Genomic DNA, 26,904 nt, shown 5'->3' with positions numbered 1-26,904 from the left:
GCAGGCGCCGCCGCGCCGCCGGGGCGCTGCGCCAGCAGGCCCAGCAGCGCGTCAAGCTGCTGCTTCGCCTGCTGCAGCACGCCTGCGGCCGCCGCGCTCAGCGGCGCTGCGCCGGGCTTCGCCGCGCCCTCGCGGGCAAGCAGGGCGCCCAGCTCGCGCGCCAAATCGCTTGCCTGAGCGCTCGCCGGCTTGCCGAACATCGCCTGATGCAGCGAACCGACCGTCTGCTCGGTGACGGGCAGTCCCCGCTTCACCGCAACGAAAGCCGCTTGCTGCCAAGTCTCGGCTTGCACTTGCTTGGGCGCCCCTGCTAACGTTTCGCTTAGCGCCCGCATCGTCTCTTTCGTAAACGGCACTCCTTCCTGCTGCATCTGCTGGACAAGCTGGCGATTCGCGGACGTATTGGGCAGCCCGACGTTTTTGAGCATTTCCGCAAGCGGCTCTCCCGTTATTTGCCCGCTTGACGCCTGGATCGGCTTCAACACGACCTGACCGTTCGCCGATTCCGGCTGTACCTGCAGGAGGGCGGAATCGCCCTGCCGCAGCGGCAGCTCAAGACGGGCCCTTACTTGTACGCCGCCAATATTAACCAAGGCTTCATTATCCGTAAACAGCTGCAAAACGAGCCCGTTGACGATCTGACCGGCCTTCAGCTCGAGCGCCTTCGGTTCGGAAGCCTGCATTTGACTGACGATGCTTTGCATGATTTGACTGATCGTATTCACGGCATTCCCTCCTTTCCATTATCGATGCGCGATAGCAGACGGCTCTGATGCATTTACGCAATACCTGTACTGTAAAGAAGCCTTTTGCTGCAAACTCCTATATACGCCAATTCATATAGACGCGACCTTTCAAAATTCCTCGTATTCCATATATCGGCGAAGCGTTGCAAAATGTTGACGTCCTGCCGTCAAAACAGCTCCTGCTGCACGTTCGTCAAATTGCCGAGAAACGACCGCCTATGCAGCGGACAAGCCCCAAATTGCAAAATCGCCTCGCGATGCAGCTTGGTCGCATACCCTTTATGCAGCGCAATGCCGTATTCCGGATACTGCAAGTCCCACTGAAGACACATGCGGTCCCTCGTTACCTTCGCGACGATCGAAGCGGCGGCGATCGATTGGCTGCGTGCATCGCCGTGAATGACCGCAAGCTGCGGAATATCGCTCTCCACCTTCTCGGCATCGACCAGCAAATAGTCCGGCAGCGGCTCAAGCTGCTCCAAAGCCGTTTTCATCGCGAGTCTGGCCGCTTGCTTAATATTGATACGGTCGATTGTTTGGCAGTCGACTTTGCCGATTCCCACCGCAATCGCCTGGTTCATGATTTCCTCATAAAGCAACTCCCGTTTTTTGGCGCTCAGCTTCTTCGAATCGTCGATTTCGGGTATGATAAGCCCTTTCGGCAAAATAACGGCGGCAGCGACCACATCGCCAAATAAACAGCCCCTGCCCACTTCGTCGATGCCCGCTATGTATGCGAAATCCCTATCCCATAAATCCTTCTCAAAATCAAGCAGCGACTGCGTTTCGTCGGATCCAGACACTGCTTGAATATCAACTTCGGAAGTTTCCTTCTTACGTTTCTTTTTTACCTTGCCTTTGTCCTTGCGAAAATCGTCCTTCCGTTCCTGTGCAAATAAATCTTTAGATAACTCGACCGTATCTTTTTCCTGCATGTCCATTCATCCCTTCCCCTGTGCCCATTATACTGCACACGGCTTCGTCAGGCTATCGTTCGGGGTAGAAAGAAGTCCGACCGCAACGCAAAAAAGCATCCGAACGTTACCCGTTCGAATGCCTTTCGCCTATTCCATCTATTTCGGCCGCTCCATGCTGATACGCCCGAGCATATTCGTGCGAAGCTCGCGTAATATGAGCGTCGACGTCTTGTCCAGATCGATGCGTCCGCCGCTGACCACGCAGCCGCGCCGGCGTCCGATCGCCTCCATCACCTTCACAACCTCGTCCGGCTCCGAAACGTCGTCAGGCAGCGCTTCAAGCGAATATCGTTCGCGGAGCGCATCCCCGTAATGCTCGACCAAATAGCGAACGACGTGGAAAGCGACTTCGTCGATATGCAAAATTTCGTCCTTGATCGCGCCGGTCGCCGCAAGACGCAGGCCTACGGTCTGATCCTCGAACTTCGGCCATAAAATGCCCGGCGTATCGAGCAGCTCCATTTCAGTGCCGACCTTGACCCATTGCTGCGCCTTCGTAACGCCCGGCTTATCTCCCGTTGCGGCGATTTTTTTGCCGGCCAGCCGGTTGATCAGCGTCGATTTGCCGACATTCGGTATGCCTACGATAAGTGCCCGAATCGCGCGCGGATTGATGCCTTTGCGGATTTGCGATTCGATTTTGGCCGCCATCAGCTTCTTGCAGCGAGGAATGATTTCCTTCACTTGATAACCCGAGCTTGAATCGATCGGCAGCGCATCGAGTCCTTGTTCGGCGAAATAAGCGACCCATTCCGCCGTCGTTTGAGGGTCCGCCATGTCCGATTTATTGAGCACGACGAGCCTCGGCTTATTGCGCAAAATTTCGTCGATCATCGGATTTCGGCTCGAAAGCGGCACTCGCGCATCTAGCAGCTCGATGACTACGTCGATCAGCTTCAGCTTCTCTTCAATTTGCCTTCTGGCTTTGGTCATATGGCCGGGAAACCATTGTATCGTCAATTATATCCCCCCTCCGGCCCGTTCTCCAAGCTCTCTGTTATTCATTCCGAAAGGAATTGGCTTTTCCGCTTCAACATCTTGTTTTGCGTTTCCTCTTATGGAACTTATATCGTTGTTTAATGTTTCACGATTCCCATATCCTTAATCGGCCAGAACAAAACGTCCGCCCTGCCGACGACTTCCTTATATTCGATCGGGCCGATTGCACGGCTATCCGAGCTGTTCAGTCGGTTGTCGCCCATGACGAAAACCGATCCTTCGGGAACGACGGTTTCCGGAAAATCCTCCGTGTACTTTTTCCCGCTTTTGTCCCTATCGTCAATCGCCGATTGGATATAATACTCGTCCAGCTCTTGATCGTTCACATAAACCTTATTATTGATAGCCTTTATTTTTTCGCCCGGCAGCGCAATGACGCGCTTTATGTAATCTTTTCCTTGCGGCGCATGAAAAACGACGACTTCGCCGCGTTCCGGCTTCCGGAACGAATAGATGATTTTGTTCACGATCAACCGTTCACCGGTGTGGAAGTTGGGCTGCATCGAGGGACCTTCGACGACATAGGTGGCAAAAATAAACCAGCGGATAAGAAATACAAGTGCCGCCGCAATCAAAATCGCTTTAATCCATTCCCAAGCCTCGCCTTTCAACTCGTTCTTCGGACTGACCGCTTTTTCCTCTTCCATAGCAGCAACCTCCTTCCTCTTGTATGATAGCCAGCATCGAGGCTCCGAATACGTTCAATAATAAACGATTACGCTCCCCTTGAAGGGCAGGCGCGATTATCGGGAAATGGAACCATCTACGGGTATTTACTTTCTTTCTGACATTTCCAATAAAACGAAAAGAGGCTTGTTGTGCAAGCCCCTTGTCATCTTAGCGAATCTCTTGAATTCTTGCTGCTTTACCGCGCAGACCGCGCAGGTAGTAAAGTTTCGCACGACGGACTTTACCGCGGCGAGCCACTTCGATCTTGTCGATCTTCGGCGAGTTCAGCGGGAACGTTCTTTCCACGCCAACGCCGTAAGAGATTTTGCGAACGGTAAACGTTTCGCTAATCCCGCCGCCGCGACGTTTGATAACAACGCCTTCGAACAGCTGGATCCGTTCACGGGAACCCTCGATAACTTTAACGTGAACTTTCAGCGTATCGCCAGGACGAAAGTTAGGAAGATCTTGGCGAAGCTGTTCCTTCGTAATTTCTTGAATCAAGTTCATGTGATATCCTCCTTCCACTCAGGTGTTCTTGCGCTCTAGCCTGATTGTAACAAAAAGGCAGCGTAGCGGACCACCAGATTCAGCACAACATCGTTTATAATATCATATCGGGCATAGAAATACAACACTCGCCCTGGTATTTTCGCATCCGCAAAATCAAGCCTTCGTTCCGCCGGTTTCTTGGCCGCAGCCCTGATCGTTCGAGGCTTCTTTCGGCCGCTCCATTTCCAGCTTCAATTGATCGAGCCACTGCTTGTCCTGCCGCGATAACTCGACTCCTTCAAGCAGTTCGGGGCGGCGGCGCCAGGTCCGTTCGAGTGACTGCCGGCGGCGCCATTTATCGATGTTCTCATGATGACCCGAAATGAGCACGTCAGGCACATCCCACCCGCGAAAGCTGGCGGGCCGCGTATAATGCGGGTATTCCAGCAAGCCGGTGCTGAAAGAATCGGTAACGGCCGAATTTTCGTTGCCAAGCACGCCCGGCAGCAATCGTACGACACTGTCAATGACGACCATCGCAGGCAGCTCGCCCCCGGTCAGCACGTAATCGCCGATCGACAGCTCGTCCGTCACAAGATACTGCCGAATACGCTCGTCATAGCCTTCGTAATGGCCGCAGACGAATATGAGCCGTTCCTCTTTGGCAAGCTCTTCAGCTTTTTTCTGCGTAAACGTCTCTCCCTGCGGGCACATCAAAATAACGCGCGGAGGTTTTCCTTCGCCGCCGCCCTGCGCATGGACTTGCGATTCTTCCGGCAAACCGTCGTTATGTAAGCCCTCCGGGCTAAACGGAGCCTGCTCTTCACGCACGCTTGCCGCCAAATCCTCCACAGCGGCGAATATCGGCTCCGGCTTCAGTACCATCCCGCCTCCGCCGCCATAAGGGTAATCGTCGACCGTATTGTGCTTGTTGTTCGCATAAAGACGAAAATTTACCGCATTCAGCTTGACGATTCCTTTATCCCTGGCTTTGCCCAGAATGCTCGCCTGAAAGACGCCTTCGAACATCTCGGGAAACAACGTGAGAACATCGATTCTCATTCGTCCATCAAACCTTCCAGCAGCCGGATCGTAATCAGCTTTTGCTCCACATCGACTTTCAGCAGCACATCATCGATGACAGGGACAAGAACAGGCTTGCCTTTTGGCCGCTCGGCCACCCAAACGTCGTTCGCGCCCGTCGTCAAAATTTCCGTTACGGTGCCGATCTCTTGGCCTTCTTCCGATACGACCCGGCATCCGATGATTTCGTGGTAATAGTATTCGTCTTCCTCAAGCTCGATCAGATTCTCATCCGTGACTTTGATGTCCCAGCCTTTATACTTCTCGACTTCATTAATGTTGTTAAGACCGGAAAGTTTCAGGATAAACACATTTTTATGCTGGCGGCCCGCTTCGACTTCGACCTCCAGAGAATTACGTCCATCTGCGTCGACAAGCAGCAGCCGGCTTCCCTTGGCAAACCGGACATCCGGGAAATCAGTGGAAGATATAACCTTAAGCTCGCCTCTAATACCGTGCGTATTGACTACTTTTCCGACATTGTACAGCTTTTCACTCATCATAGCCCTCCTAATTGCTTCGTAACCTATATTCCGCCGCTGCACGCAAGATTATCCCCGGCGCCATTACCGTTCGCAAGGAACCCGAACCCATAACTGTTTAGCAAAAAAGGGCGGGATAAGCCCCACCCATGCTGCAATTGTATGAAGCTCAAGAGATCGCTTAAGTAAATGGAACACCAATCAAGAGACAATTTCTACGGATACGCGCTTAGACTCCTTGACGGCCGCCGAAGTGACGACAGTACGGAGCGCCTTGGCGATTCGGCCCTGCTTCCCGATGACTTTGCCTACATCCGACGGATGTACGGTCAGCTCATACGTGATTTCGTGCTCCTTCTCCACGGTGTTTACGCTTACGTTATCCGGATGATCGACGAGCGCCTTCGCGATTACGATTATCAGATCTCTCATAATGACCTCCCGTGCAGAAACGGCTTTCAGCCGGAAAACCGGCACCCGTTACGCGTTGAAAATACCGAAAAAACGGCTTTACAGCCGCTTTCGGTATCTAACAAGCAGATTACTTCTGCTGTTTGAGCTCATGCAGTTTTGTCATGATGCCGGCTTTGCTGAACAGACTGCGGACTGTATCCGATGCTTGCGCGCCGGTTTGCAGCCATTTGAGTGCAGCTTCTTCGTCAATCTTAACTGTCGCAGGTTGCGTCAGCGGATTGTAATAGCCGATCTCTTCGATAAAACGTCCGTCACGCGGCGAGCGGGAATCGGAAACGACCAAGCGGTAGAACGGAGCTTTGTGAGCGCCGATACGCTTCAAACGAATGCGAGTTGCCATTAGATTTCACCTCCTTACAAGAATTCATACGATATCCTCCGCTCCGGCTCCACAATATGCGGATCCGGAATTACATCTTCGTTTATCAATCGGCACGGCGATCAGCGGAAAGGAAATTTCATCCCTTTGCCGAACTTGCTCTTTAAGCCCTTCATCGCTTTGGAGCCGCCCGGACCGCCGGGTCCCATCATGCCGGAAAACTGCTTCATCATCTTGCGCATGTCTTCAAACTGCTTGATCAAACGATTGACGTCCTGCAGCGTCGTTCCGCTGCCGGCTGCGATCCGGTTGCGGCGCTTCAAATTGATGATTTCCGGCTTGCGCTTCTCTTCTGTCGTCATCGAATGAATGATCGCCGATACGCGTCCCATCTGCTTGTCGTCGACCTTGAGATCGCCCATTCCCTTCATCTTGTTCATGCCGGGAATCATTTCAAGCAGCTGGTCAAGCGGTCCGAGCTTCTTCATTTGTTCCATCTGATCGAGGAAATCTTCGAAGGTGAATTCGGCATTGCGCATTTTGCGCTCCATCTCTTTCGCCTTGTCCGCATCGATATTGGACTGCGCTTTCTCGATCAGCGAGAGCATATCTCCCATGCCGAGAATACGCGACGCCATACGGTCCGGATAAAACGGTTCAAGCGCGTCCGTCTTCTCCCCGACCCCTACGAACTTGATCGGACAGCCGGTTACCGCTCTGACCGATAACGCCGCGCCGCCGCGCGTATCGTTATCAAGCTTGGTCAGCACGACGCCCGTTATCGTCAATTGCTTATGGAAGCTGTCGGCTACGTTTACGGCCTCTTGACCCGTCATCGCATCGACAACCAGCAAAATCTCGTGCGGGTTCAACGTCTCGTTGATTTGCTTCAGCTCGTCCATCAGCTGTTCATCGATATGCAAACGGCCCGCCGTATCGACAAGCACGTAATCGTTGCCGTTGTCTTTGGCATGCTGCAATCCCGCTTTGGCGATTTCGACAGGATTCACTTGGTCGCCCATCGTGAACACCGGAGCTTTAATTTGCTCGCCGAGCACCTCCAGCTGCTTGATCGCCGCCGGACGGTAAATGTCGCAGGCTACGAGGAGCGGGCGATGATTTTGCTTTTGCAGCAGCTTCGCCAGCTTGGCGGTCAGCGTCGTCTTACCGGCACCCTGCAAGCCCACCATCAGCACGACTGTCGGCGGACGGTTCGCTTTGGCCAGCTTGCTTTGCGTGCCGCCCATCAGCTCCGTCAGCTCTTTGTTTACGATGTCGACGACGACCATGCCGGGCGTAAAGCTTTTCAGCACTTCCTGGCCGATCGCGCGTTCTTTGATCTTGGCAATAAAATCTTTAACGACTTTGAAGTTGACGTCCGCCTCGAGCAGCGCAAGCCGCACTTCCCGCAGCGCTTCGTTTACGTCATCCTCGGTCAGCTTGCCTTTGCCGCGCAGCTTGCCGAATACGTTCTGCAGCCTGCTTGCCAATCCTTCGAATGCCATTCGCCCTCACCTCCAAAATCTTGTCATGCATTAATCGATTTGCCGTAAAGCTTCAAACAGCCGTTTCAAGCTTTCTTTCGCATGCTCGCTCAGCGCCCCGCCGATTTCGGCCGATTGAAGCAGCACTTCTATCCGTTGCGTGCATTCCACTCTGCGTTCATGCTTGGCGAGCAGCTGCAGCTTGCTTTCGTAATCCTCGAGCGCCTGGGCGGCTCGTTTAATATGTTCGTAAACCGCTTGTCTGCTAATATCGTACTCCGCCGCAATTTCCCCGAGCGAGAAGTCGTCGTGAAAGTGGCAGGACAAAAACGTCTTCTGCTTGTCCGTGAGCAGCTGCTCGTAGAAATCAAACAACAGATTAATCCGATTCGTCTTCGCCAATACATTCGATTCTTGCATGGCGTTCCACCTCCCTCTACGGCATTTGCCCGTCAAGGAAAAAACCTTTACACCAACAGACATTATAATACCCGAGCGCGAAAGGGATGTCAAGTATTTTACCTTGTCAGAGTATCCAACACTATTTTCACCCGTTATCGGCGGCATGCGTTTTGCTTCTCGCCTTACTGCGGCGCGGGCCGAGCGAACCTCAGGCTGCAAATTGAAAAGCCAAAAGCGGCCCGTACCGGACCGCCGAAGCTTATTCTTCTTCTTTCTCCTCCGTGATCAGCCCGGCAAAAAGCGCGTGCACGAACTGCTCGGAATCGAACTGCTGCAAATCGTCCATCTTCTCTCCAAGTCCGACAAACTTGACCGGAACGCCCAGCTCCTGCCGGATCGCGATCACGATGCCGCCCTTCGCCGTACTGTCCAGCTTCGTAAGGACAATACCCGTCAATCCCGTTTTCTCGTCAAAAAGCTTCGCTTGCTGCAGCGCATTTTGTCCGGTCGTCGCATCAAGCACGAGCAATACCTCGTGCGGAGCGTCGGGAACCTCGCGGCGAATGACGCGATATATTTTGTTCAACTCTTCCATCAGGTTGACTTTGTTCTGCAGCCGCCCCGCCGTATCGCAAAGCAAAATGTCTACACCGCGCTGCTTGGCGGCATGAACCGCATCAAACATGACGGCCGCCGGATCCGAGCCCGACTGCTGCCGGATCACGTCGACGCCGACTCGCTGACCCCATACTTCAAGCTGCTCGATCGCCCCTGCACGGAACGTATCGCCGGCCGCAAGCAGCACTTTTTTGCCCTGCTGCTTGAAACGATGCGCCATCTTGCCGATCGTCGTCGTCTTGCCGACGCCGTTGACGCCGATGAACAAAATAATCGCCAGCCCCGATTCAGGCAGCTTCAACGACGTATCTTCCTCGCTTTTCAGCAATCCGACGAGCTTCTCCGACAAAATCGGCTGCAGCTCGGACGCTTCTTCGATTTTACGCTTGCGCACTTCAGCGCGAAGCTCTTCGATCAGTTTCATGACCGTATTGACGCCGACGTCGGCGCCGATCAAAATTTCTTCGAGCTCCTCGTAAAACTCTTCGTCGATTTTTTTGCGGCGAAGAATGAGATCTCCGACCTTTTCGACGAACGCATCGCGCGTTTTGCTCAGGCCGTCTTTAAAAATGTTCGTAACCGCCTCCGTTTTGGTGGCGATGCTTTCTTTTAGCCGTTTAAAAAAACTCATGGTATCTCCTCCAAATATCCGAAAGAAATGTCGGGCCTGTTCGCCGGTTTCCTCACTACAGGGAAAACCTCTTTTTTTCTATATTAACAGTCTCTAGAGACGCTTACGTACCGGTTTCGGCAATAAAAACCGGACGAATGTCCGGTTTGGAAGTCTCTAGAGACTCTTAATGAAGCAAAAAGCCGCTAACGGCCAATATAACCCCTAAGACTAGTCATTGTCGCCTAAAACTCGGCTCTCTTACGCGGAAACCGCAGCTTCCGCTTCCTCGAGCCTAACGGAGACGAGCTTGGAAACGCCGCCCTCTTGCATGGTCACGCCGTACAGCACATCGGCTTCTTCCATCGTGCCTTTGCGGTGGGTTACGACGATAAATTGCGTGACGCCCGAAAACTCGCGCAAATATTCGGCAAAGCGCGCGACGTTCGCTTCGTCCAGCGCCGCTTCGACCTCGTCAAGCACGCAGAACGGTACCGGCTTCACGCGCAGGATGGCGAACAGCAGCGCTATTGCCGTTAACGCCCGCTCGCCGCCGGACAACAGCTGTAAATTTTGCAGCTTCTTGCCTGGCGGCTGCGCGACGATGTCGATGCCGGTGTCCAACGGGTTAAGCGGGTCCGCCAATAGGAGATCGGCGCGACCGCCGCCGAACAGCTTGGCGAAGACGCCGACAAAGTGGGAACGGATTGCGTCGAACGTCGTTTTGAACCTTCTTGACATCTCTTCGTCCATTTCACGGATCACTTCATAAAGAGATGCCTTCGCTTCGAGCAAATCGTTTTTCTGCGTGGACAAAAATTCGTACCGCTCGTTTATTCTTGCAAATTCGTCGATGGCGCCGAGATTGACCTCGCCCAGCGATGTTATTTCCCTCTTGAGCTCGCGGACCATATTTTGCGTGCCGGGCACATCCTCCGGTACCGGGTAGAGCTCCTTGGCGCGTTCGTAGCTGAGCTCGTACTCGTCGGACAGCTTTTTGAGCAGATTATCCAGCTCCACGTCAAGCCGGTTTACGCGAACCTCGGTTTGATGAAGCTGCTCCTCGACTTGCTTCAGCTGCGTACGCTGCTCGCGCGTTTCATTCTCGGCAAGCTCCAGCTTCCGCAGCCAGTCGGCACGTTCCGAACGTTTGAAGTCGGTCTGCTCGGTGCACTGCTTCTTCCGGATTTTCAATTCGTTGAGCAGCTCGGTTTGACGAATGCCATCGCGTTCGATCTCCGCCGCATCCTCGTCCAGTTGAACCTGCATCCGCTTGTTATGAGACAGCTCGGCCCGCAAAGTCGAGTAATCGGTTTGAAACCGTTTCTCCTGCTCCGCAAGCGATTGCTTCTCCTGCGTGATGCCCGCCACTTTCACCTTCAAGTCGGTAAGCAGCGTCTGCAGCTCCTCCTTGGCGAACTCGCTCGCCTTGCGGGCCAGCTCCGCCTCGCGGATCGCCTGCTGCAGCTCGGCTTCTTTAGCCTGCAAGCGCTCGAGCGCTTCACCGGCCATTTGCTTTTTGTTCCCGTAATCGGCAACCTCCTGCTGAAGCGAGCCCCGGTCTTCCCCGACAAGCTCCAGCTGGGCTTGAATATTTTTGCTTTCGTTCTCAAGCGGGTTCAGCTCTGCGGCATATTGCTGCTCTTCGACCCGCTTCTGCTCGCCGTCTACGCGCAGCTGCTCCAGCTGGCCGTTCTTCTCGGCAATGTCGGATCTGAGGCTGCCCGCCTTAAGACGCAGGTCCGCTAGCTGTCCCTCATAAGTTTTGATCTCCGCGTCGATCTCTTCGATTTGACGCTGGCGTCCGAGCAAGCTTGTCGTTTTCTTATGCTGGCTGCCGCCCGTCATCGAACCGCCGGGGTTGACGACATCGCCCTCGAGCGTAACGACGCGATACCGGTATTGGCATTTGGCCGCGATGCGGTTGGCGTCCTCAAGCGACTTGGCAATGATGACATTGCCGAGCAAGCTGCCGACGATTTGCCGGTATTGCGAATCGAACCGAACCAGGTCGACGGCGATGCCTACGAAGCCGCTGGCCCCTTCGAACCCTCGCATCTCCGAATCGGGAATCGAGCGGCCGCGTATAACATCGAGCGGCAGGAAGGTCGCCCGTCCGAGTTGACGTCTTTTCAAAAATGCGATCGCTTCCCTTCCGTTCGCCTCATTATCGACAACGATGTGCTGCAGTGCGCCGCCCAGCGCCGTCTCAACGGCCATTTCCACCTCAGCCGGCACTTTGACGAGCTCCGCCACCGCGCCATGAATGCCGCGCAGCCCGTCGGGGCGCTGTTTGGCCTTCAGCACTTCCTTGACGCCCTGCATAAAGCCGTCGTAGTCGTTCTGCATTTCGCGCATCGTATCGCGGCGCGAAACCATCGCATCGAGCTTCTGCTCCCAGCGCCGAACTGTCCCGTGCAGCTCGTCAAGCTTTCCTTGCAGCGCTTTGAGCTCTTGGCTGTACGTTATGTAAGCGTCGCGAATACGCGCAATTTCCGCCGTCGCGCCTTCTCGCAAAGAAGCAAGCTCCTTGCGGCGCTTCGTAATCCGCTCCATCTGCTCCGTCCATTTGGACCGCTCTTCATCCAAGCGGTCCGTACGGCGGCCAACCGTTTCGATCTGCTGATCGGCATGCCGGATTTCGTTGCGGCTTTGGGCCATTTCACTGACCGTTTCAAGCAGCTCGGCTTTTAAACGTTCCTCGGCCTCGCTGCTGATCCCGCCGCTTACGCCAAGCAGCCGCTCCTCTTCCTCGCGAAGCTGCGAGGCGAAGGCGTCCAGCTGCGCGCCGACCTCGGCCATTTTGGACTGGCATGCCGTCAGCTCCGCTTGACGCTCGGCGCCCCGCTGCTCCTGGGCTGCGATCATCTGCTCGAGCTGCGCCCGGTTGGCTGCAATATTGCGCTTCCGTTCCTTCAGCACTTCGCCTTGGCCTTCGCATTTTTCGAATTCCTCGCTGATGACGAGCAGCGTTTCGTTCAGCTTCTCGAGCTCGTCGTCAAGCCGCCGCGTTTCCCAGCGGTGCTTCTCCAGCTGCGCATCATGCTTGCCTACGACTGTGGACAAATCGAGCTGCTCCTTCTTCAGCTTCGAAAGACGCTCGTTCGTCTCCGCCCATGTCTTATGCACCTGTTCGATCTGAACGACGTACATGGCGATTTCCAAACTTTTGAGCTCTTCTTTGAGCGCCTTGAAGCGGTGCGCCTTATCGGCTTGCTTCGAAAGCGGCTCGATTTGATCCTCCAGCTCGGAAACGAGATCGTGAATGCGAAGAAGGTTGCCTTCGGTTTCCGACAGTTTTTTCTCGGCTTCCTTCTTGCGCGACTTGTATTTGACGATCCCGGAAGCCTCCTCGAAAATGCCCCGGCGATCCTCCGATTTCGTACTGAGTATTTCTTCGATCCGACCTTGTCCGATAATCGAATACGCTTCTTTGCCGATCCCCGTATCCATAAACAGCTCGGTAATATCTCTGAGCCGGCACGGTTGTTTATTGATAAAATATTCGCTGTCGCCGCTCCGGTGCACGCGCCGCGTTACCGTTACCTCGCTGAAATCGAGAGGCAGCGCATGGTCGCCGTTATCCAGCGTCAAAGACACCTCGCCGAAATTGACCGCTTTGCGGGCGTCGCTCCCGGCGAAGATGACATCCTCCATTTTACCGCCGCGCAAGGAACGCGCGCTCTGCTCTCCGAGCACCCAGCGAATGCCGTCGGAAATATTGCTTTTTCCGCTGCCGTTCGGCCCGACAACCGCCGTAATGCCCTGCACAAATTCCATTTCGGTTCTATCTGCGAACGATTTGAAGCCCGAAAGCTCAATCCGTCTTAAAAACAATCCACTCACCTGTCTTTATCAAAATACATAAACGAATGTAAAGCCCGATACACCGCCTATTGTACCATATTCGCGCAAACTTTGCTTTTTTTCCTGCCTGAGCGAAGCCGGAGGCCGCGATACGGCTTCATCCTTGCCGGCTTGCCTATGTCGCATCGGGGGTCCCCGCTCCGAAAAAAACAAAGAGCAGAGCCGGCCTTCCGGCCCGCTCTGCCCTTCGCCTGTATGACGATCGCTACTTCACATTCACATCCAGCTTCTCCAATGCTTGAGCCGCCGCATGCTGCTCCGCTTCCTTCTTGGACCGGCCCGTGCCTTGTCCGAGCAGCGATTGGTCCATGTACACCTCCGCCACGAACAATTTCTCGTGTGCGGGACCGCGTTCATCGACGATCCGGTACTCGGGAGCGCCGAGAAGATTTTGCTGCGTATATTCCTGCAGCTGCGTCTTGTAATCGACGACCTGAGGTTTGCCGTCGCCGGTAATTTTCGGAAACATATGCTTGTACAGAAACGCTTTGACCGCATCCAAGCCTTGGTCGAGGTAAAGCGCCCCGACAAACGACTCGAACACGTCGGCAAGCAGCGCCGGGCGCGTTCTGCCGCCCGTCAGCTCCTCGCCCCGGCCGAGCAGGACGAAGCTGCCGAAATCAAGCTGCTCCGCAAACGTCACGAGCGAAGGCTCGCAAACGATCGAAGCGCGCAGCTTGGTCATCTCGCCCTCGGAGCGTCCCGGGAACGCATGGAAAAAATAATCCGACACCGAAAGCTCAAGCACCGCATCGCCCAGAAATTCCAGACGTTCGTTGTCGCTCATCGACGTCCGGTTCTCATTGACGAAGGAAGAATGCGTAAACGCCTGCCGTAAAAGCTGCTCATTCCGGAAATGAATGCCGAGCTTCGTCTGCAGCTCCTTCAAATCTTTGTTCATTGCCGTCACGCCTCGAATTTCTTCAAAACTATCGTTGCATTATGACCGCCGAAGCCGAACGAGTTCGACATCGCGATAGTTACGTCAGCCTTGCGCGGCGTGTTCGGCACGTAATCGAGATCGCATTCCGGATCCTGATTGTCCAAGTTGATCGTCGGCGGGATAATCCCGTTTTTGATCGTAAGCCCGCAAATAACGGCTTCCACGCCGCCTGCCGCTCCGAGCAAATGGCCTGTCATCGACTTCGTCGAGCTGACCGCCACTTTGTAAGCATGTTCGCCGAGCGCCAGCTTGATCGCCGTCGTCTCCGATCTGTCGCCGACCGGCGTCGACGTGCCGTGCGCATTGATATAATCGATTTGCTCGGCGGCGATTCCCGCGTCTTTAATCGCTTTGACCATGCAGCGTTTCGCGCCTTCCGGATCGGGATCCGTCATATGATGCGCGTCTCCGCTCATGCCGTAGCCGATGACTTCGGCATAGATTCGTGCGCCGCGCTTCTGCGCGTGTTCGAGCGACTCCAAAATCAGGATGCCGGAGCCTTCCCCCATGACGAAGCCGTCGCGATCCGTATCAAAAGGCCGGCTTGCCTTCGCCGGCTCGTCATTGCGCGTAGACATCGCACGCAGCGCGCAAAAGCCGGCCATGCCCGTCGGGCTGATCGTCGCCTCGGCGCCGCCGCAAATCATGACGTCGGCATCGCCGCGCTGAATCATTTTGTAAGAGTCTCCGATGGAGTGGGTCCCGGTTGCGCAGGCGGTAACCGCCGTGCTGTTCGGTCCTTTTGCTCCGGTGATCATCGAGATTTGGCCGGAAGCCATATTCGCGATCATCATCGGAATAAAGAAAGGACTTACCCGCTTCGGACCTTTATCGAGCAATATTTTATGCTGCTCCTCCCAGGTCGACAAGCCGCCGATCCCCGAGCCGACATACACGCCTACGCGTTCCGGATCCGTATCCTCGTTTACGTTCAGATTCGCATCCTTAAGCGCCGACATGCTTGCCACGACCGCAAACTGCACGAAACGGTCCATGCGGCGGGCTTCTTTCTTATCGATATTGAAATCTTCAGGATTAAAATCCTTGATAGAGGCTGCAATTCTAGTCGGATACTCGCTTACGTCAAAGCTTTCTACGAGCGACACTCCCGATTTGCCTTCCATTAAGCTGCTCCAGAACGTATCAAGATCGTGACCAATCGCGGTCATGACTCCCATTCCCGTTACAACCACTCTCTGTGCCATTCGTTCACCTCTATGCTTCAATCGTTTATACGCGTGATTAGACGCCAATGTAGCCGCTTACGCAGCCTTGCCGTCTTCGTCCATTTTTGAATTCTAGCAAAATGAGGAGAAGTCCCGTTATGAACGGGACTTGCACTCGCACTCGTTTACGTATGAGATTTTATGTATTCAACAACTTCTCCCACAGTCGTAATCTTTTCTGCATCCTCATCGGAAATTTCCATATCGAATTCGTCTTCGAGTTCCATGACCAATTCGACAACATCCAAAGAATCAGCACCTAAATCTTCTTTGAACGATGCTTCGAGGGTCACTTTCGACTCTTCAGCCCCGAGACGATCCACGACAATTCGTTTGACACGATCCAAAACGTCGGACATCCGGCTCACCTCCTCTACCGTATTATACGAGAATCATTACAAAAATGCCATAGCCAACCTTTACCCGCCCATATACATGCCGCCGTCGATATGAATCGTCTGTCCGGTCATATAGGAAGCGTCGTCCGAAGCGAGATAAACGACCGCTTTCGCAATATCGTCCGGCTCCCCGAGACGGGCCAAAGGAATTTGCGCGAGCAGCTGCGTCTTCATATCGTCGGACAGCTTGTCCGTCATATCGGTCGTGATAAAGCCCGGCGCCACGGCGTTAACCGTAATGCCCCGCGAAGCGAGCTCCTTGGCGGACGACTTCGTCAATCCGATCACGCCCGCTTTGGCGGCGACATAGTTGGCCTGCCCCGCATTACCGAGCGAACCGACTACGGACGAAATATTGATGATTCTGCCTGAACGCTGCTTCATCATGGGACGGGTCACCGCTTTGAGGCAGTTGAATACGCCCTTCAGGTTCGTATGGATAACCTGATCGAACTCTTCTTCTTTCATGCGCATGATTAAATTATCCCTCGTAATGCCTGCGTTATTCACAAGAATGTCGATTCGTCCATACGCTTCCAGCGTCTGCTTAACCAATTCCTCGGCTGCGGCGGATGAACCGACGTCACCTTGTACCTTCATGGCGCGGCGGCCGAGCGCTTCGATCTGAGCGACGACGTCCGCCGCCGCTTGTTCGCTGCCTGCATAATTGACGACAACGTCCGCTCCCGCTTCCGCGAGGCGCAGAGCGATCGCGCGTCCGATGCCGCGTGAAGCGCCCGTTACGAGCGCAACTTTACCCGCTAGCTGCATGAAAATCCCTCCAACAAGTAAATTGTTTCATGAACACCGGCACGCCGGTCGGCAAAGCCGTCAAAGCATTATGCTTTCGCTTCCGCATTTGCGGCGATAAACTGCTCGATCGCCTCGACGCTGTTAATGGAAACGGTTTTTACGCTCTTGTCGATTTTTTTGATCAAACCGGCAAGCACCGTACCGGAGCCGATTTCCACAAACGTATCCACGCCTTCCGCGATCAGCCAGCTCACGCTGTCCTCCCACAAAACCGGCGAGTACACTTGCTCAACCAGCAGCTCGCGAATTTGCGCCGGATCCGTAACCGGACGCGCGCTGACATTCGCCACGACCGGAATTTGCGCCGGCTTGATGTCAGCCTTGCCGAGCTCCGCGGACAGCTTCTCCGAAGCCGGCTTCATCAAGGATGAATGGAAAGGCCCGCTTACTTCAAGCGGAATGACGCGCTTCGCCCCCGCTTCCTTGCCGCGTTCGACGAACGCCTGCACACCTTCCTTGCTGCCGGATACGACGATCTGCCCCGGACAGTTCATATTGGCCGGCTCGACGACGCCAGCCGTCCCGCTGATGTCCGCGCATAGGCGTGTCAGCGCATCGCGCTCCGCTCCGAGAACCGCAGCCATCGCCCCTTGCCCGTTCGGCACCGCCTGCTCCATAAACTCGCCGCGCGCGCGTACGGTGCGTACCGCATCCTCGAAGCTTAGAGCCCCGGCAATCACCAGCGCGCTGTATTCGCCCAAGCTGTGGCCCGCAACATAATCGGGCGAAACGCCGGCCGAACGGAAAGCTTCGTAAAGCGCGACGCTCGTCGTAAGCAGCGCCGGCTGCGTATTGTAAGTCTTTTTCAATTCTTCGTCCGGACCTTCGAAAATGATGCCGGACAGTTTGAAGCCAAGCGCCTCGTCGGCTTGCTCGAATATTGCTCTCGACGCCTCGCAAGACTCAAAAGCGTCTTTGCCCATACCGACGGCTTGCGCCCCTTGACCCGGAAACACGAATGCTATTTTACCCACTGCCCGAATCCCTCCAGTGCGTTTTTTGAATAGATATGAGACCGTTTCTTACCAAACGAGCACGGATGCGCCCCAAGTCAAGCCGCCGCCGAAGCCGACCATGACCAGACAGTCGCCTTCCTTCACGCGGCCTTCCTCGACCGCTTCGGCCAAGGCGATCGGAATCGACCCCGCCGAGACGTTGCCGTATTTATGCAGATTAACCATGCACTTCTCTTCCGGCAGACCCAGTCTGTCGAGCGCCGACTGGATAATCCGGATATTGGCTTGATGCGGAACGAGCAAATCGATATCCGCCTTCGTTTTTTCCGCTTTGCGCAGCGCTTCTTCCGCGGCGTTCCCCATAATGCGGACCGCAAATTTGAACACTTCCGCGCCGGCCATATAAATAAAGTGCTGCTTCTGTTCGACGCTCGTTACGCTGGACGGACAACGGGAGCCGCCCGCCGCAACCTTCAGCAGCTCGCCGCCGGTTCCGTCCGCTCCAAGCTCGAAGGAACGGAAGCCGCGGCCCTCGGGCACCTCGCCGATGACGACGGCGCCGGCGCCGTCTCCGAACAGAATGCATGTGTTGCGGTCCGTATAATCCGTAATTTTGGATAAACATTCCGCACCGATGACAAGCGCATATTTATACGCGCCCGTCGCAATGAAATTGGAGGCGTTGGCCAGACCGTATATAAACCCGGAGCAGGCGGCCGACAAATCGAAGGCGGCCGCTTTTTTGGCGCCCAATTTCGCTTGCACCAGGCAAGCCGTCGACGGAAACGACATATCCGGCGTAACCGTCGCCACGATAATCAGATCGAGCTGTTCGGCCGTAATCCCTGCGTTTTTCAGCGCTTCTTGAGCCGCTGCATAGGCAAGGTCGGAAGACGCCTGCTCAGCGGAAGCGATACGCCGCTCGCGCATCCCCGTACGGCTCACGATCCATTCGTCGTTCGTTTCGACCATTTTTTCCAATTCTTGATTTGTCAGCACGCGCTCCGGCACATATTTGCCTGTCCCGAGTATACCGACCGGTATCAATTTCATAGTGGCCACTCACTTCCTAGTGTTAATTTCCGCAGCGATCGCTTGAACAAGGCCGCTCTGCAGCGCGACTCTAGCTTGACGTACAGCGTTCTTGACGGCCAAAGCGTCCGAAGAACCGTGGCATTTGAGCACGAGCCCGGAAAGGCCCAGCATCGGAGCGCCGCCGTGCTCCTTGTAATCAAGCTTTTTCTTAAACTGCCGCAAGCCCGGCATCATAACGGCGGCGGCCAGCTTGGTCATCCAAGTACGGGTGAATTCGGTTTTGAGCGTGCTGAACACCGCATCCGCCGTACCTTCCATCGCCTTCAGCATGACATTGCCCGAAAAGCCGTCGCATACAAGCACGTCGCAGCCTCCGCGCATCACCTGGCTTGCTTCGACATTGCCGACAAATTGAATCGGCGCCTGCTCGAGCAGCCCGTATGCCGTTTTGGTCAGCGTGTTGCCTTTCATCGCTTCCGTTCCAATATTGAGCAATCCGACTCTCGGCTTCGCAATTCCTTGAACCTTGCTGCGATATATGCTGCCCATGATCGCATATTGCAGAAGCTCTTCCGGCGAAGCGTCCATATTCGCGCCCAGATCGAGCGCAAGCACGCCCGTTCCGTCCATTGTCGGAAGCATCGGCGCGAGCGCCGGCCTCTCGACCCCTTCCATTCTGCCGACGATCAGCAGGCCGGTTACCATGAGGGCGCCGGTATTGCCGCCCGAAATCATCGCATCGGCTTCGCCCTCTCGGACGAGCCTGCCGGCGACGACCATCGAAGCGTCCTTTTTGCGGCGCACCGCTTTGCCCGGCTCATCGTCTGCCGTTATAACGTCTCCGGCATGATGAACGCGGACATTTCCGGGCCTTTCGCTCATCAGCGCTTCAATACGCGCGGAATCGCCGACAAGAATCAATTCCGCGTCGGTCCATTCCTTGGCTGCCTGTAAAACGCCGGCCACGATTTCGTGGGGGGCATGGTCGCCGCCCATCGCGTCAATCGCGATCCGCATGCAAGTTTCCTCCCTCATTGCGCTGTTCTTTTTTGGAGTGATAGATCAGGAAGTTCCCTTGAAACACCATCTCGTCATTCACATATGTAAACACTTCGACTTTAGCCTTCCCTTTCGAAATGGAGCGTACGTATGCTTTCGCGATACATTTCTCCCCGAATCGGACCGATCGGATAAATCGAATGTCGGCGGAAGCCGTAAGCGCTACAGAATCGTTGATAACGGCTACCGCCAGCGAGTTGGCTTGCGAGAACACATGGTGGCCCCGGGCGATTTTCGTCCGCGAGAACACATGCTCCTCTTTTATCTCAAACATGGAAATCCCGCTTTTATCAAGCTGAAGATCGATAACGTCCCCGATTACTTCGTGCAAAGGCAAAGAGCGCACCTGATCGTAGGTTCGTTCGGCCATCAGCTTAAGCCGCTCCCGCAGCTCCGGAATGCCCAGCTCCAAACGGTCCAAACGAATCGTCTGAATGCTGACTTGAAAATGCTTGGTCAGCTCCTCATCCGTCATGAACGGATTTTGTTCGATTATTTTGGACAGCTGCTGCTGGCGCAGCCGTTTCGGTTGGCGTTCGATGGCGCACACCGCCTTTACCAGTTGATTAGTGCCGTATATTGAGGGGAGCTTATATTACCTGGTGCTAACGAGTAGTATATAGAATTATCGTTCAAAAAGAAAGAGCTTGAAAGAAAACCGTCCTTGGCCGTCAAATCGGCTTCTTGCCGTTTTTCGCCTCGCAGACAGACAAAAAAAATAGCACCTCACCAAAGATGAAGTACTACTTTCTTCGATTATTGCTTGATAATCTCTCTTGTTTTGTAAGTTCCGCAAACTTTGCAAACGCGGTGCGCCAATTTCAGCTCTCCGCAGTTATCGCATTTTACCATGCCCGGAACTACTAATTTAAAGTGAGTACGGCGCTTATCGCGACGTGTTTTGGATGTCCTTCTTTGTGGTACTGCCATATTCCCACCTCCTTACGTTAATTCACGCTCGACTGTCTGCTTAAGATTGCATGTATGAAAGATTCCGGCTCCGTTTAGCATAGAAAGGAATACATCATCATGAAGCTTATTCTTTAAAAAAGTCGGCTAGTCCAGCCAAGCGAGGGTCGATCTTATTGTGCTTGCAGCCGCAATCCCGTTCGTTGCGGTTTACTCCGCAGTCGGGACACAGCCCTTTGCAATCTTCGCTGCACAGGGTAACCAGCGGTACCGAAACCGCCACGGTTTCTTCTACAAGCGGCTTTAAATCTACCGTATCTTCCGTAATCAGATGAACGTCTTCCTCAAGCTCTTCCGGGATACTGGTCGATTTCGCGGCGAACCATTCCTGGAAAGGCGTATCGATCCGTTCTTCAACCGGCTGCAAGCAACGCGAGCATGCGATATGCAAATCAACATGCACATTCCCGGTTACTTTAGCAAGGCCTTCCGACCATTCGGCTTGCAAATCCGCATCGGCGGGCCCGAACGAAACGATATCCTGCCGATCCTTCAGCAGTTCGGTTAAATCTACTTCACCCTTGACGGGAACGCTACCTTTCGTAGCCAGTTCTTTTATACGAAGCAGCATGAAATTCACCCCAAACAAACAAAGATAATTATAGCTATAACCGCTTCGTTTTGTCAAATAGTTTATTGCCAAATTACGGCGTGATATAGTATTAGGAACACCGCGGGCAAACGATACATGACATAGCGATTATGATGAACTTTACGTCAAGACCGGCAGCTGCGTCAATGGATTTTTTCTTTTTACAGTTTTGCCGTAGGTACGGCGTTTCATACGAACGCGCCTGAGAAGGCCGAACGGGCTATTACGATTTGGAGGATCGATACTTGAAAACTGTCGGAATTGTCGTCGAATACAATCCGCTTCATTACGGTCACGTTTACCATTATGAACAGGCAAAAAGAATAGCGGGCGCCGATGCGGCGATCGCCGTCATGAGCGGACACTTTTTGCAGCGCGGGGAGCCCGCGCTCGCGAACAAGTGGGCGCGCGCCGAAATGGCGCTTCGCATGGGAGCGGATGTCGTGCTAGAGCTGCCCGTCGCCTTCAGCTCGCAGCCGGCCGAATGGTTCGCCTACGGCGCCGTTTCGGCCTTAAACGCGACAGGCGTCGCGGATAGCCTGTGCTTCGGCAGCGAAAGCGGCGACATCCGCTTGCTGGAGCGCATAGCCGAACACTTGCACCGCGAGCCGGAAACGTTCAAGCAATTGCTGCAGCTTTATTTGAGCAAAGGCTTGAGCTACCCGGCCGCATACAGCTCGGCTGCCGATTCGTTTCTGCGCGATCATGACCGGCTTGCCGCTGAGCCGGAGGAAGGCTCCTTGCACGACTTGTTGAAGCAGCCGAACAACACGCTCGGCCTGCATTATTTGCTTGCGCTCAAGAGGCTGAACAGCCCGATCGTTCCGCTCACGGTAAGCCGGACGAAAGCCGGGTACCATCAGCAGGTGCCGACCGACGGACAAATCGCGAGCGCTACGGCCATTCGCCGCATCCTGTTCGAGGAGCGCCGGCTTGATGGGATCGCTTCATTCGTCCCCCAGGCGACGCTTGACATCATGAGGCGCGAAATGGAAGCCGGCCGGGCACCTATCGAGTGGGAACGATACGCGCAGCCGCTTATTCATTTGCTGGCCAGCCGAACCGAAGAGGAGCTTGCCCGCATCAGCGAAGTAAATGAAGGACTGGAGCATCGCCTCAAGCAATCGTTGAGGCTGCTGCCGCATGGGGCCGAACGTCCCGTAGAGGCGCTGCTTGACGCCATGAAGACCAAAAGGTATACGCGGACCAGGCTGCAAAGAACGCTGCTGCGCATCTTTCTTGGCCACGGCAAAGCCGAGCTTTCGCGCGAGAAGCTGCTCGGCGGCGTTCCCTATTTGCGCGTTCTTGGCTTTACGGCCAAGGGACGCAAGCTGCTCGCGCAAATGCGCAAAAAAGCGACGGTACCGGTCGTAGTGAAAGTAACCGGTATCCAATCGCCTTTTCTCGATCTCGATATACGCGCAACCGCCGCATATGCGCTCGGGTACGATGCGTTAGCGCCCGAAGAGCTTCACCGCGATTATTACCAGGCGCCGCTGCAAGCGGAGTAAGGCGCCCGCCTCCGAACCTTGCGGACTCTTAAGACGGCGCCGATTCCTTCACAGGGAGCTTGGCTAAGTAATCCAGCGCGTCGTCAATCGTTTCGACGGGGACGACCTTCATTTTCGAACCGATTTTTTTCGCTTGATCGGCCGCATCCGATGAGTTGGGAATAAGCGGCCCTCCGTTCGGATACTGATAATCCTTCGGCGCGAAGAAAATATCCGCTCCTGCGCGGTCCGCCGCCACGACTTTATGGCGGATTCCGCCGATGACGCCCACCTTGCCTTTTTCCGGCTCGATCGTTCCCGTCCCGGCGATTTTGTACCCCTTCGTTAAATCGTCGGCCGACAGCCGGTCCATAATTTCCAGCGAAAACATAAGTCCCGCCGACGGTCCCCCGATATCCGACGTATGAACCGTCACCTGCTTCTCGTCCTGCTCCGCCTTAATCGATCGGAGCTCCCCCGTTTCGACGCCGATTCCGACTCTTTTCTTGCCGCCGTCGTTCGATAGAACGGCCAGCGGCAGCTCGACCGGATACGTGGAGTCTCCTCTCTTGTACGTCAGTTTAACCGAGTCGCCTTCTTTGCGGGTTTGCAAATATTCGCTCATATCGGTTAATTTCTTCACCGGCTTGCCGTCAACATCCACAATCAAATCTCCGGCCGCCAGCAAACTGGCCGCAGGCATTCCCGGAATCGTCCTCATGACGGCTACCCCGTCGCTTTGGATGCGGTACGGCACTTTGGCTTTCTTATAGGCCGCTTGAATCGCGTCGCTCTGCGACGTCAGCATGACGATTTCTTGCCTTTGCGAGTAATCGTGCATCGATTCGCCCTTCTGCAAAACTTCGTTCTTCTTGCGTATTTCCATGTTCGGCCGGAACGGGGACAGCAGCATACTGATCACATTCGCTTCGTACGCACTTACCGTCGTCAGCAAAAATTGCCCCCGCTCCGGCGGATCCTCCTGCTTGACGGATACCATCGGACCGACATTCTCCGCCGATCCCGGCTGATAGACGTAATAAGGCACCGGGATCATGAACAAGGCATAAAAAACGACAATCCCGATCAAAAAAGCGACCGCGAACCGCGACACGGTGTTCGGACTGAGCCTCATCCGGCTCGCATCGCCGGACTGCCGTTCATACGGCTCCCTAATCTGATGATCGTGCTGTTTCCCCATTGGGATTTTCCCCTTCCGTGACGGCGAATGACAGGCTTGGTCTATTCGCCTGGCTCCTAGCGTAAACTTGTACCGAACGGCTCGACGACCGACCGTGTTCAGGCGTTCCCATAATAACTATATGCATAAAAGAGGTGACGGCATGTCTGCCCCCGCCATATCGTCGAACGGTCGTTTTACGACCGTCCTGCTCGGCCTGTTAGCGGCAATCATGGTCATTTTGTTTATTGTGTATCCGGATCAGGCATTTCAGTCTTCACTCCAAGGGCTGACGCTCTGGTGGACCTACGTATTTCCGGCGCTGCTGCCGTTCCTGATCGTTACCGAGCTGCTGCTCGGCCTTGGCATCATCCATGGGCTTGGAACGCTGCTCGATCCGCTTATGCGGCTTGCTTTTCGCCTCCCCGGCATCGGCGGCTGGCCGCTCGCAGCCGGCTTGTTCGCCGGTTATCCCGCCGGCGCCGACATGGCCGCAAGACTGCGGCGGGAAGGCGCCGTCAGCCGCGACGAAGCGGAGCGTCTGCTCGCGCTTACGCATCTATGCAGCCCCGTAATGATGATTACAATCATCGGGGCGGGTTTTCTGCAGCAGCCCGAAGCCGGCGTCAGGCTTGCGCTCGTGCACTATGCCGCGGCGCTGCTGGCCGGTCTCGCCGTACGCCTGCTTATGAAATCCCGCAAGCCGTCGGAAGACGCGGCAAGCTTGGGAAGCAAGCCCGTCGGCAGCGCCCGTTCGGGTGCGGGCCGGCGTGACCGCAGCCTTGCGGCACGGGCGTTCGCCGCGATGCAGGTAGCGCGCAGCAGCGACGGTCGCGCCTTCGGCAAGCTGCTCGGGGACGCCGTTTATACGGCGACGCAAACGCTCCTCATGATCGGCGGCTTCATCATGGTATTCTCCGTAATGAACCGCATGCTGACGCTGCTGCTGCCCGCTCTTGCAGCCCTGCCTGCCGCCAAGCTCCTGGTGCCCGGATTGCTGGAGCCGCATATCGGCGCATATGCCGCCAGCCAGCTGTCTTCCTCCGCCGTGTTTGCAGCCGCTTGTATCGGCGCGGCGTTGGGCTGGAGCGGGCTGTCGCTTCACGCTCAGGTAAAAAGCATGCTCGCAGGCACGGACATTCGCTATCATGTATTTTTAACGACGCGTTTCCTGCATGCCGCATTCGCATTCCTGCTGACGTACTTACTATGGACGCCGCTTGTGTGGCTAACGGCCAAAACGGCTCCCGTACTGGCCGATTTCGGCACTTCGAATAATACGGGAGACGTTTTTCCGGCCGCTGAGTCGTATATTTGGCAATCCGTCCTGCTTACCGGATTGTTATGTTTTATCCTGCTTGCGGTTATCGTATCGCTCTCCGCCGCTATCGGCTGGATTCGGCGCTTGGCCATTTTCAAATAAAACGGCTACATGCCTGTCTGCAGCTTCGTATACTTGGCGCGCATCGCCTTCTCGACGACATCGGGCACCAGATCGCTGATCGGTCCGTCAAATCTCGCGATTTGCTTGACGATGCTGGAGCTCAAATACGAATACTGCGTACTGGACATCATGAAGAACGTTTCGATGCTGTCGCTCATTTTCCGGTTTAACGCCGCCATCTGCAGTTCATATTCGAAATCGGAAACAGCCCGCAGTCCTTTGACGATGACGTGGGCTTTTTTCTTGTTCATATAATTAATAAGCAGATCGTCAAAGCTGTCCACTTCCACGTTGGGCATGTCCTTCGTCACTTCGAGCAGCAGCTCGCGCCGCTCTTCGACGCTGAACAGCGGATTTTTGCTGACGTTGTTTAGAACCGCCACAATCACTTTGTCGAACACGTTCGAGGCTCGCTGAATAATATCGAGATGCCCGTAGGTTACGGGATCGAAGCTCCCCGGACAAACAGCTATCGTATATCTGTGCGCATTGTCGTTCATTGGTTAACCAGCTCCTGTCATACTGATGTTGATTCCTCGTTATCCGTCCGCCGCTCGTATCGGTAAATCGTAATGGCGGACTCTCCGTACTCCGTCCGTTTCGTGCATACGCAATCGCCGACCCGATCCTCGTATTGATGCTCCGCATCATGCTCGACGACGATTGTCGCCAGGTCGTTCAACAGCGACAGCTCCTGCAGCGACATCATGATTTCGGACGCTGTCCGCAGCCGGTAGGGCGGATCGAGAAAGACGAGCTCGAAGCACGCTTTCCGTTTGGCCAGCGCCTTAACGGCTCTGCCTGCATCGTTGCGGTATACTTCGGCCCGCTCCGTCAGGTTCGTCCCGCGTAAATTGTCGTTGACGACTTCGATGCTCTTGCGATCCATATCGACAAAAATCGCGCGTTCCATCCCTCTGCTCAGCGCTTCGATCCCTAATCCTCCCGTGCCGGCAAAAAGATCCAATACCCAGCCGCCGCTGAAATACGGCCCGATCATGCTGAAAATCGCCTCCTTGACCTTATCGGTCGTCGGACGCGTCCCTGTGCCGGGAACCGCTTTCAGCGGCCTTCCCTTGGCTGTTCCTGATATGACTCTCACTGCTCTGCTCCACCTTTATCCAAATCGGTTGTATGCTCTATGGTAACACAATCGCAATCTTTTTCACAAAAAAAAACATTCCCGGTGTATAAATCCACCATAAACGGCAATCCTTATATTATCGGCATCGAAGGATGTCGTAGACAACCGCGGAGAAGACTTACGTTTCCCCATAAGCTCTTCGTCCGGTTTCTCCTCTCCCATGAAAGGCCCTCGTCGCGAGACGGGGGCCGATTTTTTGTTTTCCCTTGAAACATAAGGTTTTGGGATTCTTCGACAATCCGCTTCATAGGAACCTTTTTCCTCCCGTTAAAAATGCCCTTAACTCTAGGATAGGGCCCTTACCTTGATGATTTGCAAAACAACGGGCCGAAACCTATCGGCACATTGCCGGGATAGTCGCAGATATCCGCTACGAGTGAGCAATATACCTTTTAGCGAAAAAAACCAACATTAGTTACCTACATATTCCAAT

Annotated in this window: 27 protein-coding genes and 1 pseudogene; 2 read left to right on the top strand and 26 right to left on the bottom strand. The window is 54.8% G+C overall.

Annotated features, from left to right (window positions below):
• The 23 genes and pseudogenes from DQG23_RS19000 to DQG23_RS18890 all read right to left on the bottom strand — a co-directional run.
• Positions 1 to 725: pseudogene (locus DQG23_RS19000) on the bottom strand (hypothetical protein); the annotation flags it as partial.
• A gap of 188 nt (positions 726 to 913) precedes the next feature.
• On the bottom strand, positions 914 to 1,681 hold the full coding sequence (locus tag DQG23_RS18995; protein ID WP_113032460.1) for a ribonuclease HII: 768 nt from the start codon (positions 1,679 to 1,681) through the stop codon (positions 914 to 916).
• A gap of 138 nt (positions 1,682 to 1,819) precedes the next feature.
• Positions 1,820 to 2,683, bottom strand: coding sequence for a ribosome biogenesis GTPase YlqF (ylqF, locus tag DQG23_RS18990; protein WP_113032432.1), 864 nt, complete (start codon positions 2,681 to 2,683; stop codon positions 1,820 to 1,822).
• 116 nt (positions 2,684 to 2,799) lie between these two features.
• The gene (gene lepB / locus DQG23_RS18985; RefSeq protein ID WP_113032431.1) at positions 2,800 to 3,369 is read right to left on the bottom strand and encodes a signal peptidase I; all 570 of its coding nucleotides are present in this window, start codon (positions 3,367 to 3,369) and stop codon (positions 2,800 to 2,802) included.
• 190 nt (positions 3,370 to 3,559) lie between these two features.
• The gene (rplS, locus tag DQG23_RS18980; RefSeq protein WP_113032430.1) at positions 3,560 to 3,901 is read right to left on the bottom strand and encodes a 50S ribosomal protein L19; all 342 of its coding nucleotides are present in this window, start codon (positions 3,899 to 3,901) and stop codon (positions 3,560 to 3,562) included.
• Positions 3,902 to 4,057: 156 nt separating this feature from the next.
• Complete coding sequence (gene trmD, locus DQG23_RS18975) at positions 4,058 to 4,945, bottom strand: tRNA (guanosine(37)-N1)-methyltransferase TrmD (protein WP_113032429.1); 888 nt, start codon at positions 4,943 to 4,945, stop codon at positions 4,058 to 4,060.
• Positions 4,942 to 5,466, bottom strand: a complete 525-nt coding sequence (gene rimM / locus DQG23_RS18970) for a ribosome maturation factor RimM (protein ID WP_113032428.1) — start codon at positions 5,464 to 5,466, stop codon at positions 4,942 to 4,944. Before rimM ends, trmD begins: the two co-directional genes overlap by 4 nt.
• A 183-nt stretch (positions 5,467 to 5,649) precedes the next feature.
• The gene (locus DQG23_RS18965; RefSeq protein WP_113032427.1) at positions 5,650 to 5,880 is read right to left on the bottom strand and encodes a KH domain-containing protein; all 231 of its coding nucleotides are present in this window, start codon (positions 5,878 to 5,880) and stop codon (positions 5,650 to 5,652) included.
• Between the two features lie 109 nt (positions 5,881 to 5,989).
• A complete protein-coding gene (gene rpsP, locus DQG23_RS18960) occupies positions 5,990 to 6,262 on the bottom strand; it encodes a 30S ribosomal protein S16 (RefSeq protein ID WP_113032426.1) in 273 nt (90 codons plus the stop codon).
• Between the two features lie 101 nt (positions 6,263 to 6,363).
• Positions 6,364 to 7,746 (bottom strand): signal recognition particle protein, encoded by a 1,383-nt coding sequence (gene ffh / locus DQG23_RS18955; RefSeq protein ID WP_113032425.1) that lies wholly within the window; start codon positions 7,744 to 7,746, stop codon positions 6,364 to 6,366.
• 30 nt (positions 7,747 to 7,776) lie between these two features.
• Positions 7,777 to 8,145, bottom strand: coding sequence for a YlxM family DNA-binding protein (gene ylxM, locus DQG23_RS18950; RefSeq protein WP_113032424.1), 369 nt, complete (start codon positions 8,143 to 8,145; stop codon positions 7,777 to 7,779).
• Between the two features lie 241 nt (positions 8,146 to 8,386).
• Positions 8,387 to 9,376 (bottom strand): signal recognition particle-docking protein FtsY, encoded by a 990-nt coding sequence (gene ftsY / locus DQG23_RS18945; RefSeq protein WP_113032423.1) that lies wholly within the window; start codon positions 9,374 to 9,376, stop codon positions 8,387 to 8,389.
• 240 nt (positions 9,377 to 9,616) lie between these two features.
• Positions 9,617 to 13,192, bottom strand: coding sequence for a chromosome segregation protein SMC (gene smc / locus DQG23_RS18940; protein WP_113032422.1), 3,576 nt, complete (start codon positions 13,190 to 13,192; stop codon positions 9,617 to 9,619).
• A gap of 235 nt (positions 13,193 to 13,427) precedes the next feature.
• Complete coding sequence (gene rnc, locus DQG23_RS18935; protein ID WP_113032421.1) at positions 13,428 to 14,123, bottom strand: ribonuclease III; 696 nt, start codon at positions 14,121 to 14,123, stop codon at positions 13,428 to 13,430.
• 5 nt (positions 14,124 to 14,128) lie between these two features.
• Positions 14,129 to 15,370, bottom strand: coding sequence for a beta-ketoacyl-ACP synthase II (fabF, locus tag DQG23_RS18930; RefSeq protein ID WP_113032420.1), 1,242 nt, complete (start codon positions 15,368 to 15,370; stop codon positions 14,129 to 14,131).
• 146 nt (positions 15,371 to 15,516) lie between these two features.
• Positions 15,517 to 15,750: an acyl carrier protein gene (gene acpP, locus DQG23_RS18925; protein WP_113032419.1), complete on the bottom strand. Its 234-nt coding sequence runs from the start codon at positions 15,748 to 15,750 to the stop codon at positions 15,517 to 15,519.
• Positions 15,751 to 15,810: 60 nt separating this feature from the next.
• Positions 15,811 to 16,560 (bottom strand): 3-oxoacyl-[acyl-carrier-protein] reductase, encoded by a 750-nt coding sequence (gene fabG, locus DQG23_RS18920; RefSeq protein WP_113032418.1) that lies wholly within the window; start codon positions 16,558 to 16,560, stop codon positions 15,811 to 15,813.
• A gap of 68 nt (positions 16,561 to 16,628) precedes the next feature.
• Complete coding sequence (gene fabD / locus DQG23_RS18915) at positions 16,629 to 17,576, bottom strand: ACP S-malonyltransferase (RefSeq protein ID WP_113032417.1); 948 nt, start codon at positions 17,574 to 17,576, stop codon at positions 16,629 to 16,631.
• A 48-nt stretch (positions 17,577 to 17,624) separates the two neighbouring features.
• Positions 17,625 to 18,611 (bottom strand): beta-ketoacyl-ACP synthase III, encoded by a 987-nt coding sequence (locus DQG23_RS18910; RefSeq protein ID WP_113032416.1) that lies wholly within the window; start codon positions 18,609 to 18,611, stop codon positions 17,625 to 17,627.
• A gap of 9 nt (positions 18,612 to 18,620) precedes the next feature.
• On the bottom strand, positions 18,621 to 19,610 hold the full coding sequence (plsX, locus tag DQG23_RS18905; protein WP_113032415.1) for a phosphate acyltransferase PlsX: 990 nt from the start codon (positions 19,608 to 19,610) through the stop codon (positions 18,621 to 18,623).
• The gene (gene fapR / locus DQG23_RS18900; RefSeq protein ID WP_113032414.1) at positions 19,594 to 20,202 is read right to left on the bottom strand and encodes a transcription factor FapR; all 609 of its coding nucleotides are present in this window, start codon (positions 20,200 to 20,202) and stop codon (positions 19,594 to 19,596) included. The genes plsX and fapR overlap by 17 nt, the downstream gene beginning before the upstream one ends.
• 206 nt (positions 20,203 to 20,408) lie before the next feature.
• Positions 20,409 to 20,582: a 50S ribosomal protein L32 gene (gene rpmF / locus DQG23_RS18895; protein ID WP_113032413.1), complete on the bottom strand. Its 174-nt coding sequence runs from the start codon at positions 20,580 to 20,582 to the stop codon at positions 20,409 to 20,411.
• A gap of 106 nt (positions 20,583 to 20,688) precedes the next feature.
• A complete protein-coding gene (locus DQG23_RS18890; protein ID WP_113032412.1) occupies positions 20,689 to 21,192 on the bottom strand; it encodes a YceD family protein in 504 nt (167 codons plus the stop codon).
• Between the two features lie 266 nt (positions 21,193 to 21,458).
• Between DQG23_RS18890 and DQG23_RS18885 the strand changes: the two genes are divergently transcribed.
• Positions 21,459 to 22,724: a nucleotidyltransferase gene (locus DQG23_RS18885; protein ID WP_113032411.1), complete on the top strand. Its 1,266-nt coding sequence runs from the start codon at positions 21,459 to 21,461 to the stop codon at positions 22,722 to 22,724.
• A gap of 28 nt (positions 22,725 to 22,752) precedes the next feature.
• On the opposite strand, the gene DQG23_RS18880 is transcribed toward DQG23_RS18885, so the two are convergent.
• Positions 22,753 to 23,904, bottom strand: coding sequence for a SepM family pheromone-processing serine protease (locus DQG23_RS18880; RefSeq protein WP_238177936.1), 1,152 nt, complete (start codon positions 23,902 to 23,904; stop codon positions 22,753 to 22,755).
• 142 nt (positions 23,905 to 24,046) lie between these two features.
• Here DQG23_RS18880 and DQG23_RS18875 point away from each other — a divergent pair, with 142 nt between their 5' ends.
• A complete protein-coding gene (locus tag DQG23_RS18875; protein WP_113032410.1) occupies positions 24,047 to 25,306 on the top strand; it encodes a nucleoside recognition domain-containing protein in 1,260 nt (419 codons plus the stop codon).
• 5 nt (positions 25,307 to 25,311) lie between these two features.
• On the opposite strand, the gene coaD is transcribed toward DQG23_RS18875, so the two are convergent.
• On the bottom strand, positions 25,312 to 25,827 hold the full coding sequence (gene coaD, locus DQG23_RS18870; protein ID WP_113032409.1) for a pantetheine-phosphate adenylyltransferase: 516 nt from the start codon (positions 25,825 to 25,827) through the stop codon (positions 25,312 to 25,314).
• A gap of 17 nt (positions 25,828 to 25,844) precedes the next feature.
• On the bottom strand, positions 25,845 to 26,429 hold the full coding sequence (rsmD, locus tag DQG23_RS18865; protein ID WP_113032408.1) for a 16S rRNA (guanine(966)-N(2))-methyltransferase RsmD: 585 nt from the start codon (positions 26,427 to 26,429) through the stop codon (positions 25,845 to 25,847).
• Positions 26,430 to 26,904: the final 475 nt, after the last annotated feature.

The sequence above is a fragment of the Paenibacillus contaminans genome, from assembly GCF_003285015.1.
Classification (GTDB): domain Bacteria; phylum Bacillota; class Bacilli; order Paenibacillales; family NBRC-103111; genus Paenibacillus_V; species Paenibacillus_V contaminans.
Note: the sequence above shows the minus strand (reverse complement) of the source record. Positions and strands in the feature narration are given on the sequence as shown.